Source organism: Rubeoparvulum massiliense, from assembly GCF_001049895.1.
Classification (GTDB): domain Bacteria; phylum Bacillota; class Bacilli; order Rubeoparvulales; family Rubeoparvulaceae; genus Rubeoparvulum; species Rubeoparvulum massiliense.
In genome coordinates this window covers 460,932-477,227 of sequence record NZ_CVPE01000003.1, presented here as the reverse complement: position 1 = coordinate 477,227, position 16,296 = coordinate 460,932, and the positions used below count along the sequence as shown (strand labels likewise).

The window sequence follows — 16,296 nt, the reverse complement described above, 5'->3', positions numbered from 1 at the left end:
GTGGAACAAAAGAAGCACCTGCCGCAAACAGGTGCTTCTCAAGATAGTTTTTATTAGGATATCTTTTTTTTGGGGAGGAGTGGATAAAAGAGCAACCCACTGACCAGTAAAAGGATACCTAGAAGGAATCCAATAGGGTCCGCTGTACCTGTGATAACAAGCCAGACGGAGTATAGCGATGCAAGTGTGCTAATAATGCCATCAACCCAGCGTCTCCCTCGCTCCTTTTCATAGGTTTCACCTGTGAAGACGAGCTTGAGCTGATAGAAGGATGCGATGCCCAGTGGCAATAAGTATGTGAGGATGGAGACGAAGACAAACAGATCAAAGACACGTGCCATTGATTGCGAGATGGTGGAAAAGAGAAAAATCTGTGTTAAGCCACAAGATAGCAATAAAGAGCGATGTGGTACTTGCGCTTTGTTTGTTGGTAGAAAAAATCGTAAAAACATGCCATTTTTCGCAGCTTGATGGGGAACCTCAGCAGCGATCATAATCCAACCAATGGATGTACCTAGGATGGCCACACAACCGAGGAGGGAAATGATATAGCCACCGGAAGGGCCAATAGCATGAATTAAGGCATCGGCCAATGGCTTTTCTGATTGGATTAACTCTTCTTGTCCCATATTGCCCATCACTAATAGAGTAATGCCAATATAGATCAACGTAGCAATCAAGAGGCCGGTAACAGTAGCCCATTTTACATCGGATGCTCGTTTGACACGGTCAGATAAAACGAGAGCTGACTCAATCCCAGCAAATGCCCATAAGGTGGAGATCGCAGCGTGATTTACTTGACCGAACAATGATACGGGTACGCCCACCTCATCAAATCGCGGTTGAACTAAAGGAACAACGTTATTGATGTCAAAGGTGAAGAGTGTGACGCCAATGAAGAAGAGAAATCCTAGTATTTTCGTAAATGTAGCAATAAAATTGACCCGCCCAGCTGTATCCATACCAAGTAAGATTGTGCCAACAATTAGCCAAAGAAGGCCAGAACAGACAAGGAAGGTAAGGGCATTACCCACTCTTAATTGAAATGTTCCGATCTCCATGAGGATTGCTTGGCTGGTAAGGATGGGAAAGAAAGTAGAAAGATAACTTGCAAAGGTAATAAGAATTGCAACCACTCCAACGAAATCGGCTACCCAGTACCCCCAAGTGACAATAAAACCACTGAGGCGCGCACGTTTTGGATGCTGGGAAAATAATTCCTTGGCATAGATTTGCGGTCCACCAGTGATCCCTGGCTTCCGAATCGCCAAATTACCATAAACCAATGCCAGCATAAATACGCCAAATCCGGTTATACCCCAAGCCCATAAAACACCTGCAGGACTGGCAACCTCAGCCAGTGTTCGTGGAAGCATAAACGTACCTGAACCAACCATATTGCCAATTACCATTGCCGTTAAGATAAAAAAACCAAGCTGACGATTTTTCATGGTGTATTCCCCGTTTCCATCTTGATAAGATGAAGCTTGGCAAGTACGTTAAGCGGATCAAACATATTGTAAACCCATAGGATCACATTAACAATCAAAAAAAATAATCTGTCTATTTCTTTCGAGAAGCGTGCTGGATGATCTATTGGAAGGACGAGATGAGGAGGAAAAGAAGTGAGAATTGTGCAGACTCAATCCATGTATACCTATGAGAAGCTCTGTATCAATTTGCAGGCACTAGCCTTAGCCTATCCAAAATGGATCGCTTACGATTCATTAGGTAAAACAATTTATAATCGGGAGATCTGGTGCCTCCGTCTCGGAAAAGGAGCGGTGCCATTATTCTTGAATGGTGCTCATCATGGTCGCGAGTGGTTAACCAGTCTATTGCTTATGAAAATGGTGGAGGAATACAGCCGACTAGTGATGAAGCAAGAAGTATATGAGCAGCTAGACCTCCGTCAATTGCTAGAGGAAGTTACCCTCTGGATCGTTCCAATGGTAAACCCAGATGGTGTCACTCTTCAGCAATTTGGTGTTCAAGCGTTTCCAATAAGGGTTCATCAACAACTACTGGAGTTTAATCTTGGTTCCCGTGATTTTACACGTTGGAAGGCTAATGGTGAGGGGATCGATTTAAATCGCCAATACCCTGCACGCTGGGCAGAGATTCAAGATGATATGGGGCGTCCTTGCTATAAGCAGTATAAAGGGAGGAAACCATTGGAGGCTAATGAGGCGAAATGGCTAGTAGAACTCACATATGCCATTGAGCCAAGGCTAGCCTTGGCATATCATTCAGCGGGGAAGGTACTCTATTGGTACTTTCATAACTCTCCTCAAACATTGGCGCGAGATTGTCGATTAGCCAACCAATTTGCGATGCGAAGTGGTTACCGTCTTGTCCAGCCTGAATTATCACCTAATGGTGGTGGATATACCGACTGGTTTATTGAAACATTTCAGCGACCAGGCTTTACACCTGAACTAGGCTACTATCCTGGCGAACGCCATTTACCCCTCCATTGTTTCCAAGAGGAGCTTCATATCCATCTGCCCCTGGTCCTATGGCTTGCAAGAGAAGCCCCTCATATTAGCACATGAGGGGCTTCTCTACACTTATTAAGCAATCATAGCTCTATGCTTCAGCTTTGCTGGCTGAAGGGTTGTCCTCCAAGCGAATCTCAGAAATGATCGGTAAGAACATCGGAGACCGTCCTGTTTTTTCTTGAACAAAGGGTGTAATCTGGTCGGTTAAGGCCTGTTTTAAGCGACCCCAGTCTGTCACTTTATTGGATAGCTGTTTCTCTAGCGTTTCACGAGCGAGGGCTTGTAATTGGTCGATTAATTCTTGGGACTCGCGGACATAGACGAAACCGCGGGTAATAATATCGGGTCCAGCAAGAATTTGACGCTTTTTCATATCGATGGCTACAACGAGTAGGATCACGCCATCTTGGGATAGCGTCTTACGATCACGCATTACCACATTCCCAATATCACCGATACCACGCCCATCGATAAAGACAGGACCTGCTTGGACCTTCCCACCAATCCATGCATCATCTCGGGTAAAGTGAACCTGATCACCATTATCAAGGATAAAGATATTCTCAGGAGGGATGCCAGTCATTTCTGCCAATTTTGCATGGGTGTGTAGCATCCGGTATTCACCATGGATAGGGACAAAATATTTGGGCTGGATTAGGTTTAACATTAGTTTTAACTCTTCCTGACTCCCATGTCCAGAGGCATGTATTTCCGTATTGGAATTATAAACAATATTGGCACCTGTTTTGGATAATTGGTTAATTACCCTTGATACGCTCTTGATGTTACCAGGGATGGGGGAAGCAGAGATAATGATGGTATCTGTATGATGTAGTTCAATATCAGGGTGAGCTCCATTGGCCATTCGGGTAAGAGCGGCCATCGGTTCACCTTGGCTCCCGGTAGAAATAATTAGCACCTTCTGGTCAGGAAGCTGGTTCACCTTCTTAAGGGGAACGATGGTATCCTTCTGTACATTGATATACCCTAATTCTTGACCCACCTGAAAGACACGTTCCATACTTCGGCCTGCTAAGGCAATCTTTCGTCCTTCCTTTTCTCCAGCCTCTACCACTTGCTGTAGGCGATGCACATTGGAAGCGAATGTAGCTAAAATAATTCGTCCCGTTGCCTGTTCTACGATCTCCATGATATTTTGACCAATTATCGAGTCTGAGAAGGTGTAGCCAGGGCGCATACTATTGGTACTATCAGCTAATAGCGCCAGTACATTCTGCTTCGATAAAGCAGCTAGAGTAGCATAGCTAGCCTTTTTCCCAATGGGGGTCTGATCAAATTTAAAATCACCAGTGTGGACGATGATCCCTTCTGGTGTTTCAAAAATAATCCCGAGTGCATCGGGGATACTATGGTTAACATTAAAGAAGCGAATGGTGAAGTCACCCAACCTTACTTCACTCTCTTCGTCTACTTCCACATAGGTGGGAGGCTTAAGCCGAGCTTCTTCAATTTTCCCCTTAACGAGTCCGATTGTGAAGCGACTTCCATAGATAGGAAGATTGATTTCCCGTAATAGATAGGGAATACCTCCGATATGGTCTTCGTGGCCGTGGGTTAGAAAGAGGCCCTTCACCTTTTGTTTGTTTTGAATTAAATAGGTGAAGTCAGGAATAATATAGTCGATCCCATACATGTCATCATCGGGAAACTTAATTCCTGCATCCACCACAAAAATCTGATCTTTATACTCCACTGCATACATATTTTTACCGATTTCGTCTAACCCTCCGAGGGCAAAGACTCGCACTGAATTCTCTTTACTCATTCTTTTCCTCCTTTTTGGATAATGTATTTATGGAAAGCAACTGGCATGACCTCAATTATGTAGAAGTATACTAACATTATAATAGATCTAAGCTAGGGAAGGAAAGGAAGGAGTCTTCATGAAGCAAAACTTCTTTACCTATTTTTCAAATTTGTGCTACAATATCAACAGTAGTAATGTTCTCTACCTGAGAGCAACAAAGATATAGGGAGGTCATATCAATGGCTAAGTATACAATTGTAGACAAGGATACTTGCATCGCATGTGGAGCATGTGGCGCTGCTGCACCAGACATCTTTGATTACGATGACGAAGGTCTTGCTGGTAATATTCTTGATGATAACAAAGGTATTGCTGAGGTTCCAGAAGAACTACAGGAAGACCTCGAAGATGCTTTTGAAGGTTGCCCTACAGACTCCATTAAGGTAGCTGAAGCAGCATTTGATGGAGATCCAAACAAATTCGAATAAAATTAGGAATTCAGAAGAGGTTGACTCAACTTAGTCGTGTAATACGACTAAATGGGTCAACCTCTTTTTATTGTGATCAATCCTAGCCTCCTAATTTGGTTTGAACGAACTTTTTGGAAGGTCATCTAACGACCATTTTCCCATACCAAACCAGAGGGTAGGTTTTCCAGTAGGACCTGTGGTTAATTGGATCGCTACCATCCCCATGCCAAAACACATCTTCATGCTTGGAAGATTATCGATGGCTACGCGACCATAGGCCCGATCGATTCGCCGAAAGAGATGATCGAGGAGCGCTTTACCTATCCCATCATTACGAGAGTCAGGGTGAACAACCACCAATGCTTCTTCCTTTCCATAGTCCCCGATTACAAGTACTGCCTTCAGCTCATTCCCTGATCGAGCAACAAGGACGAACGTACCTGCTTCCGACAGTTTAGAAGCAGGTAGCCGCTTGATCCAGCGGATGGCTCGAAAGGTAATTCGCTGATCACCGTAGCGTTGAATAAAGTGGAGAAGTGCACCACGATGCTTGGAAAACTGCTCTTCAGACAATTGTAAAATATTCATAATCAGCGTGCACCTCCACCGGTTTTACCGCGGAATCCACTACGGTATTGAGCATATTGGATCAGTCTCTGAAGAGAACGCTGCCGAATATGGGGCTCATCAAATTTCATCGGCTTCGCATTGGCTTCAAAAATCCAGAATGAGCCTTGCGCTGTCACGCCAAGATCCATGGAGAACTCTGCGAGTGCGGGCTGAATTCGCTCGAGATTATGGGCAACAAGTAGGGCAATCTGTTTTACTTGCCGTTCGAATTCATGATAATTCCGTTTAGGGAAGACCTGTTGCACCATCTGCTGAAATGAGATGATTCGTCCCCCTTGTGGAACATGAGTGGTAATCCCCCCTTGACCGGCTACCCGTACACCAATTCCCGTCACCTTCCACTTTCCTTGACCGTCACGCATCACAAGGATACGGATATCAAAGGGAGACTGCTTCACTTGAGCTAAAGGGATCGCCTGCTGCACGAGGTACTCCTTCGATTTCGTGAGAAGATGTATGGTCTCCATGGCTTTTGAGAGGGAGGAGAACTTCCAATGATTGCGACCACTCTTCAATTGATGGATCACCTGAACTTGCTCTCCTTGTTGCGTCATTCGAATCATCCCTTGACCTGCTTTTCCATGAATCGGCTTCAAGTAGAGATCGCCGTAGCGATGATACATCTGTTGCAAACTCTCCTTGGTTAACAGTTTTGTATCAGGAAGGTATTGGGTAAGCTCCGAATCTTGTTGTAGCCATTGAAATAAGAGCCACTTATCAAAAAAGGAGTCAGGGTAGAGATGGACCTGTTTTAACTGCTGAAGGCGAGAGAGTAATTGCTGTACCAAAGGCTGACTCTCATCATGGCGATAGGGGATCCGATTATAGAAGATGTGAGGAAAGGGAAAGGTTAGCTGTAGCCAACGCTTTAAGGTGAAGGACCAGATATAACCATGGCATTTTTTTTGCTTAAAATCAACTCCCTCTGGTGTGACAACATAAACGAGGCCACCAAGCTCTTGAGCGGTTCGCATAATATCCTTATAATTGCTACGATTACCTTTAAAACTGCCATTTTTCCCCTTGGATGTGAGGATAGCAATAATGGGTCCCAATTCCATCTTTCCTTGAAGATTTTTACGCAGCAGCATGCGATTACGGATTAACTCTGGCTGGCTTGGTGTTCTTGCAGGTTGTGAGGAGAGCTTCACAGTAGTCTCTTGATATGGACCTAGTAGACAGGTGTGGCGACGGGAAACGGGTAGAATGGATGCTAAGTTCGATTGATAGATAATCGGAGTCTCCCCACCGTACACCATCCATGCTTCTTCGAGCATACAACCACCTCCTTATGCATGTTGTGCCAAGTATTGGCTGTAATCAATGATCATCGAGAGGGATTGGTAATCTGCTTTTCGCAGTGTTGGATGCTTAAAGATGGAGCGTCCAGGCTTAGAGTTTCCTTCAAACATCCAGATTTGATAATTGCTATCAATCCCAATATCAAAGCCCAGTTCACCGATGGGCTGACCGATCCGTTCTTCAATGGCTTTTGCCAATAAAATACTAACCTGTTTGAGCTTCTCCTCCATGGCGCCTGCTTTCTTTCCAAAAAGCTGGAGAAAAACCTGCTGAGCAGAGACGATGCTACCACCTGTGCGAACATGGGTGGTAACGCTACCGAGGCCTGCAACCTTGGCGCCGATCCCTACCACCTGCCATTGATTTTCTGAATCCTTATGGAGATGCATTCGTAGATCGAGATTTCTCCCTTGGTACTTAAGCAGATCAATGCCTTGTTGAACTAAGTAGCGGCGGAGGGAGAGCTTATTTTGGAAGAGGTGCTGAAGAAGCCCATCGAGGGTTTTAAATTGCTTTAACCGATTCTGATTACCATGACGGTAGCGACAATAATAGCCTTCGCTTGGTTTATAGGTGATTTTATAAATACCGAGACCGAGGCTACCTTTAGCTGGTTTCAGATAGATCATATGATACTTTTTTAACATGTACTGCAGCACCTTGTTCGTAGGGGCCATATAGGTTTCAGGAATATAATTTTGCGCTAGTGGGTGATCTTCTAGGAGTTGATGAATCGACCACTTATCGAAGAAGCCTGGGTTAAATAGACGAATCCCCATCTGCTCAAGACGTTTCTTGCAAGTTTGAACCTGTGGGGATAATTCAGTCTGACGGTTGGGTACACGATCATATACCACATCAGGTATAGGTACGGTGTAAACGCGCCAGCTCCAACCGCTATCATGGGGTAGAAGAAAGAGCCCTTGAACCGTTTTATTCTGCCAATTGATCAATTGAGGTGAGAAGACAAAATAGAGAACCCCCTTATTGAGCTGAGCAGTAAGGAGATGGCGAAAAAAATTACTACGTCGTCCCACAGGTATCGATGTAAAAGGGTGCACACCGGTTGTGAGAATACCGATCACTGGTCCTAAGCGAAGTTGACCATGGTGATCCTGATAGATGTTCAACTTTGCTTTATAGGGGAGCTTTAGGGCTTGATAAAGTGCAGGGGTGAGCGCGATACTTTGAGAATCGGGGGAAAGCTTGATTTTTGCCCGTACATCCAATTGCCCAAGAGCTAATGTGACAGACTTCCCAGGAGAGAGATGATACATCTCCATCACTTGACGAGGGAGTAGGATCAGGGGATGAGAACCTTGTTTCACCTGTCGTATTTGATACATCTTGGCTACCATCAGTTTACTACCTCCTTGTTACTGGTAAGCAGATATTTTGCATAGTAGATGGGCTGAAGATGTGCTGCTTCACTGGTCTGTTTATCACCGATAATGGAAAATACGCGGCGACCGGGCTTCGAATTGGCTTCAATGATCCATACCCTTCCAGAAGGTTCGATTCCAATATCAATCCCCAGTTCTACCAAGCGACCATGCTGTTCTTCTAGATAATGGGGTAAGTGTTGGAGTATTATATTAATTTGGCGCTGAATCGCATCTTGTTGTTCTGGCTTGTAATACTTTTTGAGAAAGTGCTGCACGGGCATGGCTGTACCACCGCCATGTAGATTGGAGGTAATCTGACCTTGCTTACCGAGGCGGATGGCCTGACCTGTTAATTGCCACTTTCCGTGTCCGTTTTTTTGAACGAGCAAACGACAGTCGAAGGGGATTTCATCCTTGGTTTGCAGGGAAAGGTAGGGCTGAATAACGTAGGAACTACCACCCATAAATTGTTTGAGCCATGCTAATAGTGAGGATTCCTGTTGAAACCGTTGTTGAAAATACTGATTAGAACGATTACGTCCAGCGACGAAGTACTGTTTTTTGAGCTGCTGAATCCGGAGTATCCGCTTGCCTAGGCTACCCCCCGTTGGCTTTAGAATAATGGTTTGAAAGCGATCCAACCATTTACGAAGTAGAGCGGTACTCGTAAATGCTTCAGTAGGTGGTAGGAAATGTGCTAGCTGCTCATGTTTAGAGAGGAGCTGTACGATCTGCAGCTTGCCATGTAAACCAAAGCCTAAAAAATGAATGAATGGATCCTTTTTTAAGTTCTGAAGAAATGGTTGTAATTGTTGATAAACTCGGGAATTAGGATAAAAGCAGCGATCGTAAATTAGATGGGGTTTTTCAAACCAACCTTTACGCCATTTTCCGCCTCTCCAGTGGATACCATAAATCTTACCTTCTTTGCTGGAGTAGGATTGAGGCTGAAAGACGATCACCTCCATTCCCATCTTCTGCCCAGCCTGTGCTAAAAAACGAAAAAAGCCCTCTTCAGAAAAGAGATGGCATGTCATAATTCCTAAGCGCGGACGGTGCTGTGATGTCAACATTCCGTTTACCTCCCCAAGCGTTTTCTACGCTGAAGCAAGCTTCCTGATATGGAGTTGCTTGCTGGTGTCTCATATAAGAACTGGGTGCGATGTAATACATATTGAAGCATTTTTCTTACCGATGGGCGCGTAATTGTTCTCTCTTGAAGTAATGTATCATCTGTTTTTGAAGGCTTGGAATTCACCTCGAGAATCCAGATCTTTCCGTAAATATCCACTCCGAGGTCGATACCTAGTTCGGCGAAGTCCCCATCGATGCTTTGATCAAATATTTCTGCTACTCGTAAAGCCATTTGCCGAAGTTGCTGAATGGTTGGAGCTCTACCTTTCCAGCCATGGAGCGTTTGGAGCGCCTGTTGGGCATTGAGCGCATGACCACCACGGGCCACATTGGAGACGATGCTGTTCGAAGAACCGAAGCGTGCCACCAATGATGTAATACTCCAACTCTCATTCCCATTCTTCTGTACCAAGGCACGAAAGTCTACAGTACTTCCATGCTGTTTGATCAGGAGGAGTCCTTGCTGGATCAGATAAGGCTGCTTCATGCGAACACGAAGGGAATCGATGAGTCGCTGAAAGGTAGGATAGCTTCGCTGTTGTAGGCCATGAAGGGTCATATATTGGAGGAGGTAAGGATTTTTGACCTGAGTGAGTCGTTGAATTCGATATATTCCCCGTCCCATGCTACCATGAATTGGCTTGAGATAGAGAATGGCATATTTTTTTAGCATTTGCCGTAGAGATGCTTTATTTTGGAACATCGTGGTAGTTGGGAGATGAGGCTGAAGCTCTGTTTGCTGTGCAAAGGTTTGGTGGATCTGCCACTTATCTAAAAAGTTCTCATTAAACATGGGAATATGATGTCGTTTCAAGACAGCTTTTAGTTGCTGATACGCTTCAGAATGTTCGTAGATTCTACTGGAGAGGCGATTATAGACGAGGTGGGGAAGTGGGCAATGCACCATGCTCCAGATACCATGACGATATACAAAGGCCTCCATTCGATGATCGGTGGCTTTTAATAGCTGCTCTGGGGTAAAGATGATTGTCTCAATGTAGCGAGCTTGTGCTGCTGTTGACACTTCATGACAGAAGGTTGTAAGGTTTCCAAAGAGCTGCTCGGGTGTATTACTATAATGACGAGAGACGAGAATGCCAAGAATGGGGCCTAGAAGGAGGCGACCACGGGAGGATATCTTCAAATGTAGCTGCTGTCCATCATAGAGGGACAATTGCTGGGCAGTTTGCTGATCCACCTTCAGCATTGGAGTGCCTACATTTCCAATCTGACAGAAGCAAAGAGCTTGTTGCCCACCATGCTCCAATGTACAATAAAAATGTGAAGGTAAATTCAGTTTGTTTCGATAATCCTGATGAAGGAGTAAGTCAATCCTCCGTCCTTCTTGTAGCTCTGCATTAACAAGAACACGAACTTGTATTGGCATGGAAATCCCCTTCTTTATGCATCAAGATAATGTAGTGTATGAGGGATGAAGTGTACAGGTGCTTCATATCATGGTGAATTGGAAAAGATGGGGAAAAGTTAGCCTGTTCGATGAGGTAATTGGAAAGAGGAGAATATTGCAATCTAGGTATGAAAAACGGAGAGGAGTTTTTGAGATGAATTTATATGATGCAGCTTATCAATTGGCAAGAGCGATGAGAGAAAGTGAAGAGTATAAGGATGTTGAACGCTTACAAAAAAAGGTGAATCAGGATGCAAGCACGAAGAAGATGTATGAAGAGTTTCGCATGCAGGAGATGGCATATCAATTGAAGCAGATGAGTGGAGAGGAGGTCAATGAAGAGGAAGAAGAACGAATTCAGCAATTGTTCGAAGTGCTTCGTCTCAATCCAGATATTGCCCAATTGCTTGATGCGGAGAGACGTTTCTCCTTGCTATTGAACGATGTGAATCGGATTGTTGCGGAGCCACTACAAGAACTGTTTCCAGACGCGAACTCCGATGTGGAACAGCATTAATCATGTAGAGGAGGTCATGGCATGAAGATTACATACCATGGGCACAGTTGTGTATCGATCAACACAGGAGAATTTCATATCTTGATTGATCCATTCATTACGGGGAATCCTTTAAGTGATTTGACTCGGGAAGAGGTGCAGAAGCTTGATTATATCATTCTCTCCCATGGACATGATGATCATGTGGGAGATACCATTCCCTTGGCTAAACAGACAGGTGCAATGGTGATTGCACCATTTGAATTAGCCACTTATCTTCAGTGGCAGGATGTAGAGACGCACCCCTTACAGATTGGTGGCGGCAATTCATTCCCCTTTGGTGATGTAAAATTTACACAAGCTTTTCATGGGTCTGGGTATACGATTCCTGAGCGTAAAGAGATTATTTATATGGGGATGCCTGCTGGTATTCTCCTTACAGCAGAAGGAAAAACCATCTATCATGCTGGGGACACTGGACTATTTCAAGATATGAAGATGATCGGTGAGCTTCATTCAATCACTCTGGCTTGCTTGCCCATTGGTGGTAATTTTACCATGGATCCAGATGATGCTGTTTATGCTGCGCAGTGGCTAAAGGCGGAGCAGGTGTTACCCATTCACTACAATACATTCCCTGTGATTCAACAGGATGAGAAGGAATATATTCAAAAAATAAAAGAGCTTGGGATCAGCGGCGTGCCACTTCAACCAGGTGAATCATTAGAATTATAGAAAAAAGAGGTGGGATTCATTCGATGGAAAAGTATCTCTCATATCTAAAGAAAAGTCGGGAAGAACAGTTAGAAGAATTAAAGGAATTATTGCGTATCCCAAGTATCAGCGCATTATCAGAGCATCGTCAAGATGTACGAGCTGCAGCAGAATGGCTGAAGGAAGCCTTGAAGAAGGCGGGCCTTGAGCATGTAGAACTCCTTGAAACAGCAGGCAATCCTGTTATTTACGGGGATTGGCTGCATGCAGAGGGAAAACCTACAGTACTGGTCTATGGTCACTATGATGTACAACCTGTAGACCCACTCGAGCTATGGGAAACGCCACCATTTGAACCATCCATTCGGGAGGGCAGGTTATATGCTCGAGGCTCATCAGATGATAAGGCCCAGGTTTTCATGCATATTAAAGCAGTTGAAGCTCTTTTAAAATCCACGGGAAGTCTCCCGGTTAATATCAAGTTCTGCATCGAAGGCGAGGAAGAGGTAGGTAGCAGAAACCTACCATCTTTGTTGGAGCATGAGCAGGAGCGCCTCGCCTGTGATCTTCTTCTCATCTCTGATACTTCCATGCTAGAAAAGGGGAAGCCAGCCATTTGTTATGGATTACGAGGTCTTGCAGGACTAGAAGTCATCGTGAAAGGAGCGAAGGGTGATCTTCACTCTGGCTTATATGGCGGTGCCGTGGCAAATCCGATCCAAGCACTTAGCAAGATCCTTGCCTCACTTCATGATGATGAAGGACGGGTTGCGGTGGAAGGCTTCTATGATCGCGTGGAGGCTCTAGAAGAAGAGGAACGAGTATCAATGGCTTCCATTCCTTTTTCCCAAGAAAAATTAGAGCAAGAGCTTGGTGTTCCTAGCTTATTTGGGGAAGCTGGCTATTCACCTGTAGAGCGGATGTGGGCTCGCCCTACCCTTGAAATCAACGGGATTTCAGGAGGATTCCAAGGTGAAGGAACCAAAACGGTGATCCCTGCCAAGGCAAGTGCGAAGATCACCTGCCGCTTGGTGAGTAACCAAGATCCAGCAGAGATCCAACAATTAATTGCTCAGCATGTTAGGAAGTATACACCGAAGGGTGTCTTTGTGGAGGTCATGCTAACTGATCAAGGACATCCCTTTGTTACACCGCTTCATCATCCTGCCCTACAAGCGGCAGCTAAAGCCTATGAAACCGCCTATGGTGCAACGGCAGCATTTACTAGAATGGGAGGATCCATTCCTATTGTAGAAGCCTTCGGAAGGATTTTGCAGGCACCTGTAGTATTGATGGGATTTAGCCTGCCTGAAGAGAACTTCCATGCACCTAATGAATTCTTTACATTGGATAATTATGATAAAGGCTTAGTTACCATTGGTTATTATTTACAGGAGGTGGCAAAGCTAGCATTCTAAGAGAGATGACACTCCTCAATCGGTATTTCTTTGACCGATTCAAGGGGTGTCTCTTTTGATCTGTATATTATTAATGGATCAGCCATACATATGGAGTAAGGCTAAATAGAATCGCATGAAGGGGTGAATTGATGAAAAGAATGGGACATTATTTGTTTTTTATTCTAGGTATCATCGCCCTCTACTTTGCTATTCCCATGTTGCATATCGAAGACGAAGAGCGACTCTCTACACCATTTGCACTATTATGGATCGCTCTAGCTGTAATCACATTATTTTCCTACCTTTATAGTGGATTACTACAGGGGCGTTTTACTCAAGAAGCGAAAGAAGTCTTACAAAGTAGAGGAAATGAGAAGAGAGCACTAGGTAAATAGTTTCTCCTTGTTATATAATAGATACAGTAACCATTGAAACAGAGTGTGGAGGAACGATAATGACGAAACATGAAGCTATCATCCAATATATTGAATCACTGGACGTAGGTACGAAGATTTCTGTTCGTCAAATTGCCAAGGATCTTGAAGTAAGTGAGGGTACAGCTTATCGGGCGATCAAGGAGGCAGAAGTACAGGGGCTAGTCAGTTCCATCGAACGGGTGGGAACAGTACGGATTGAGCGAAAGCGTAAAGAGAACTTTGAACGCTTGACCTTTGCTGAATTATTAAAAATTGTGGATGGACAAGTACTAGGCGGAAGAAATGGTCTGCATAAGTCGCTGAATAAGTTCTTTATTGGTGCTATGCAATTGGATGCCATGTTACGTTATATTGAGCCAGGAAGCTTGTTGATTGTAGGAAATCGTTATCAAGCACATAAATTAGCATTGCAGCATGGGACAGCGGTCTTGATCACAGGGGGCTTTGATACCAGTGACGAAGTAAAACAGCTTGCTGATCAGTTATCCCTTCCTATTATTAGTTGTGGCTATGATACCTTTACAGTAGCCTCCATGATTAACCGAGCCATCTATGATCAATTAATAAAAAAAGAGATTATGACCGTGGAGGATATATTGGTTCCTAGTGAGCAGGTAACCACTTTGCGACCTACGCAGACCGTGGAAGATTGGCAAAAGCTCGTGCAAGAGAGTAAGCATATTCGTTTTCCTGTTATTGACGAGGAGAATAGATTGGTGGGGATTGTCACAAGTAGAGATATGGTAGGCGCACAGATAGATACACCGATTCATCGTGTGATGACGAAGCAGCCCATCACCATTACTCCACAGACCTCCGTTGCATCAGCTTCCCATGTGATGCTCTGGGAGGGGATAGAAATGCTTCCCATTGTGGATAGTAACAAAGTGATGTTAGGGATTGTTACACGTCAAGATCTCCTTAAAGCACAGCAATTTATTCAACGTCAGCCCCAGAAGGGTGAAACCTTTGTCAATCTAATCATGTCTGGTTTCGAAGAAGAAGAGTCGGATGGCTGTATTTGTTTTAAAGGTAAGGTTACGCCACAGATGACCAATCCATATGGAAATCTATCCATCGGTATATGTACCACCCTCTTAACCGAAGCGGCTCGTCGTTATCTACGCTATGCTAAGCGCTGTGATATGGTACCAGAGGATGTCTTTATCTATTTTATTAAGCCCATTCAAATTGATGCGACCATTCATATCTGTACTAATATTTTGGAAATGAGTCGAAAATTCGCTAAACTAGAAGTAGTCATCAAAAATGATGGTAAAATCATGGGGAAGGCAATTCTCACAGCTCAATTGTTACAACGATAAGTAGAATAAACGGAGGAATTGATAATGGTAGATTGGACTGTGGCTCAAATGGAGCTTCTCGTATTTGATCTGGATGGGACCCTGTATGAGGAGCAAGCTCATTTTACTTACTACGCTCGTTGCTTACAGGAAATGTTACCTTTAGAGCGGCAAGCAGATTTTTGGCAGGACTATCAAAATATGCAGAGTGGCACCCACATTGCTTTGATCGGAAAGATCTACGATATTAAGCGTGATCTTGTATTAACAGTGGAGCCGCTGATGAAAAGGGTACAAGCGGTTCATTGCTGGAATGGAGAACCACTACCTCAGTCAAAGTGGCCTTCAGAATATCAAGCACCGATTGAATTGCGATATGGAGAGTTTTTGGGGATCGGCGACCGTTGGATTCTTGCTACCACAGCAGCCCTTCACCAAGGTTTAACCAATGGCTATCCTGCCTATCAGAAGACCAAACTATACCTAGCTTCTCCTGATTTTATGATGAGGAAGACCCCGGGATTAAAAGAAGCACTGGCCCGTTATCAAGGTACAAAGAAGATCGTTCTACTATCTAATAGTGATGAAGATGCCGCTCATGAAATCCTGGAGAAGTTGGATCTGCATTCCTATTTTGATTGGCTCATCCCACGAGCAGGCAAACCGATGGAGACGAAGAACTGGTTGCAAAAAGTCTTACAAACATATCAAATCCAACCAGAGCATGCCATCTCCATTGGAGATAACTTGTTCAATGAAGTGTTGCCTGCCATTGAATTGGGGATGAAGTCCATCTACATTTATGATGGGAAGATGGAGTTTACTCACCCATCACTTATTCAGGTGGAAACATTGGCGAATTACCCATTTTAAATGAAGTAGTCCCAGGAATAGCATAGATTCCTGGGATTTATTCATGCTGAACTTGTCTAGAAAAGCTCCGTTCTTTTTCAGGGATAAACCAACACCCTAGCTCTGTTTTTTCAATAATGACAGGTAGCTGTTCACGAATAATCTCTTCTTCCAGAAGTGTAACCACTTCTTTGGATTCTGCAAAGGCGGAATATCCACTCCGTAACCGCTCCATCTTAGCATCTACCAGTTTACGTCGATTGATAATCATGGACATCACTCCATTCATCTAGAATCGAATTGCACGCATACCGTTTTGTGGTCTGCCAACCAATTAATGGTTAGCAGGTTGTTACTTGATACTTTACACTATTCATATCACTTTTGGCAAGTACTAATTCCGGGATTTTATGTAAAAAATCACGAAGTGTGCCAAAGTCGATCAAATCGCTATAATAGTAAGAGATATTATATGGTAGAAAGAGGGTGAATAGG

16 protein-coding genes are annotated in these 16,296 nt (G+C 44.1%); 8 read left to right on the top strand and 8 right to left on the bottom strand.

Annotation, left to right across the window (positions count from 1 at the left end; all coding sequences use genetic code 11):
• Positions 1 to 53: 53 nt before the first annotated feature.
• Positions 54 to 1,451 carry an amino acid permease gene (locus BN1691_RS02380; RefSeq protein ID WP_048600628.1) on the bottom strand — a complete coding sequence of 466 codons (1,398 nt, stop codon included), beginning with the start codon at positions 1,449 to 1,451 and terminating at the stop codon, positions 54 to 56.
• Positions 1,452 to 1,625: 174 nt separating this feature from the next.
• On the opposite strand from BN1691_RS02380, the gene BN1691_RS02375 reads away from it, so the two are divergent.
• A complete protein-coding gene (locus BN1691_RS02375; protein WP_048600627.1) occupies positions 1,626 to 2,555 on the top strand; it encodes a M14 family zinc carboxypeptidase in 930 nt (309 codons plus the stop codon).
• Between the two features lie 34 nt (positions 2,556 to 2,589).
• Here BN1691_RS02375 and BN1691_RS02370 read toward each other — a convergent pair whose 3' ends face one another.
• Complete coding sequence (locus BN1691_RS02370; RefSeq protein WP_048600626.1) at positions 2,590 to 4,287, bottom strand: ribonuclease J; 1,698 nt, start codon at positions 4,285 to 4,287, stop codon at positions 2,590 to 2,592.
• A 221-nt stretch (positions 4,288 to 4,508) separates the two neighbouring features.
• Between BN1691_RS02370 and BN1691_RS02365 the strand changes: the two genes are divergently transcribed.
• Positions 4,509 to 4,757, top strand: coding sequence for a ferredoxin (locus BN1691_RS02365; protein WP_048600625.1), 249 nt, complete (start codon positions 4,509 to 4,511; stop codon positions 4,755 to 4,757).
• A 90-nt stretch (positions 4,758 to 4,847) separates the two neighbouring features.
• On the opposite strand, the gene BN1691_RS02360 is transcribed toward BN1691_RS02365, so the two are convergent.
• From BN1691_RS02360 to BN1691_RS02340, 5 genes are read right to left on the bottom strand one after another with little or no spacing between them, the layout of a single operon-like run.
• A complete protein-coding gene (locus BN1691_RS02360; protein ID WP_048600624.1) occupies positions 4,848 to 5,327 on the bottom strand; it encodes a GNAT family N-acetyltransferase in 480 nt (159 codons plus the stop codon).
• 2 nt (positions 5,328 to 5,329) lie between these two features.
• Complete coding sequence (locus BN1691_RS02355) at positions 5,330 to 6,646, bottom strand: YheC/YheD family endospore coat-associated protein (RefSeq protein ID WP_048600623.1); 1,317 nt, start codon at positions 6,644 to 6,646, stop codon at positions 5,330 to 5,332.
• Between the two features lie 12 nt (positions 6,647 to 6,658).
• Complete coding sequence (locus BN1691_RS02350) at positions 6,659 to 8,029, bottom strand: YheC/YheD family endospore coat-associated protein (protein ID WP_048600622.1); 1,371 nt, start codon at positions 8,027 to 8,029, stop codon at positions 6,659 to 6,661.
• Positions 8,029 to 9,129: a YheC/YheD family endospore coat-associated protein gene (locus BN1691_RS02345; RefSeq protein WP_048600621.1), complete on the bottom strand. Its 1,101-nt coding sequence runs from the start codon at positions 9,127 to 9,129 to the stop codon at positions 8,029 to 8,031. The genes BN1691_RS02350 and BN1691_RS02345 overlap by 1 nt, the downstream gene beginning before the upstream one ends.
• Positions 9,130 to 9,134: 5 nt before the next feature.
• Complete coding sequence (locus BN1691_RS02340) at positions 9,135 to 10,577, bottom strand: YheC/YheD family endospore coat-associated protein (RefSeq protein WP_048600620.1); 1,443 nt, start codon at positions 10,575 to 10,577, stop codon at positions 9,135 to 9,137.
• A gap of 175 nt (positions 10,578 to 10,752) precedes the next feature.
• Between BN1691_RS02340 and BN1691_RS02335 the strand changes: the two genes are divergently transcribed.
• From BN1691_RS02335 to BN1691_RS02310, 6 genes are all read left to right on the top strand, one after another.
• Positions 10,753 to 11,115: a YlbF family regulator gene (locus BN1691_RS02335; protein ID WP_048600619.1), complete on the top strand. Its 363-nt coding sequence runs from the start codon at positions 10,753 to 10,755 to the stop codon at positions 11,113 to 11,115.
• Positions 11,116 to 11,136: 21 nt separating this feature from the next.
• Positions 11,137 to 11,829, top strand: coding sequence for a metal-dependent hydrolase (locus BN1691_RS02330; protein WP_048600618.1), 693 nt, complete (start codon positions 11,137 to 11,139; stop codon positions 11,827 to 11,829).
• 23 nt (positions 11,830 to 11,852) lie between these two features.
• Complete coding sequence (locus BN1691_RS02325) at positions 11,853 to 13,226, top strand: dipeptidase (RefSeq protein WP_048600617.1); 1,374 nt, start codon at positions 11,853 to 11,855, stop codon at positions 13,224 to 13,226.
• 131 nt (positions 13,227 to 13,357) lie between these two features.
• Positions 13,358 to 13,603, top strand: coding sequence for a hypothetical protein (locus tag BN1691_RS02320; protein WP_048600616.1), 246 nt, complete (start codon positions 13,358 to 13,360; stop codon positions 13,601 to 13,603).
• A gap of 56 nt (positions 13,604 to 13,659) precedes the next feature.
• Positions 13,660 to 14,970: a DRTGG domain-containing protein gene (locus BN1691_RS02315; protein WP_048600615.1), complete on the top strand. Its 1,311-nt coding sequence runs from the start codon at positions 13,660 to 13,662 to the stop codon at positions 14,968 to 14,970.
• Positions 14,971 to 14,994: 24 nt separating this feature from the next.
• The gene (locus BN1691_RS02310) at positions 14,995 to 15,822 is read left to right on the top strand and encodes an HAD family hydrolase (RefSeq protein ID WP_048600614.1); all 828 of its coding nucleotides are present in this window, start codon (positions 14,995 to 14,997) and stop codon (positions 15,820 to 15,822) included.
• A 37-nt stretch (positions 15,823 to 15,859) separates the two neighbouring features.
• On the opposite strand, the gene BN1691_RS02305 is transcribed toward BN1691_RS02310, so the two are convergent.
• A complete protein-coding gene (locus BN1691_RS02305) occupies positions 15,860 to 16,072 on the bottom strand; it encodes a YtzJ family protein (protein WP_048600613.1) in 213 nt (70 codons plus the stop codon).
• Positions 16,073 to 16,296 lie beyond the last annotated feature (224 nt).

Coding starts and splice junctions, on each gene's coding strand:
- BN1691_RS02380 (WP_048600628.1), bottom strand. CDS start 1,451: ATGAAAAATCGTCAGCTTGGTTTTTTTATCTTAACGGCAATGGTAATT.
- BN1691_RS02370 (WP_048600626.1), bottom strand. CDS start 4,287: ATGAGTAAAGAGAATTCAGTGCGAGTCTTTGCCCTCGGAGGGTTAGAC.
- BN1691_RS02365 (WP_048600625.1), top strand. CDS start 4,509: ATGGCTAAGTATACAATTGTAGACAAGGATACTTGCATCGCATGTGGA.
- BN1691_RS02360 (WP_048600624.1), bottom strand. CDS start 5,327: ATGAATATTTTACAATTGTCTGAAGAGCAGTTTTCCAAGCATCGTGGT.
- BN1691_RS02355 (WP_048600623.1), bottom strand. CDS start 6,646: ATGCTCGAAGAAGCATGGATGGTGTACGGTGGGGAGACTCCGATTATC.
- BN1691_RS02350 (WP_048600622.1), bottom strand. CDS start 8,029: ATGGTAGCCAAGATGTATCAAATACGACAGGTGAAACAAGGTTCTCAT.
- BN1691_RS02345 (WP_048600621.1), bottom strand. CDS start 9,129: ATGTTGACATCACAGCACCGTCCGCGCTTAGGAATTATGACATGCCAT.
- BN1691_RS02340 (WP_048600620.1), bottom strand. CDS start 10,577: ATGCCAATACAAGTTCGTGTTCTTGTTAATGCAGAGCTACAAGAAGGA.
- BN1691_RS02335 (WP_048600619.1), top strand. CDS start 10,753: ATGAATTTATATGATGCAGCTTATCAATTGGCAAGAGCGATGAGAGAA.
- BN1691_RS02330 (WP_048600618.1), top strand. CDS start 11,137: ATGAAGATTACATACCATGGGCACAGTTGTGTATCGATCAACACAGGA.
- BN1691_RS02325 (WP_048600617.1), top strand. CDS start 11,853: ATGGAAAAGTATCTCTCATATCTAAAGAAAAGTCGGGAAGAACAGTTA.
- BN1691_RS02320 (WP_048600616.1), top strand. CDS start 13,358: ATGAAAAGAATGGGACATTATTTGTTTTTTATTCTAGGTATCATCGCC.
- BN1691_RS02310 (WP_048600614.1), top strand. CDS start 14,995: ATGGTAGATTGGACTGTGGCTCAAATGGAGCTTCTCGTATTTGATCTG.
- BN1691_RS02305 (WP_048600613.1), bottom strand. CDS start 16,072: ATGATTATCAATCGACGTAAACTGGTAGATGCTAAGATGGAGCGGTTA.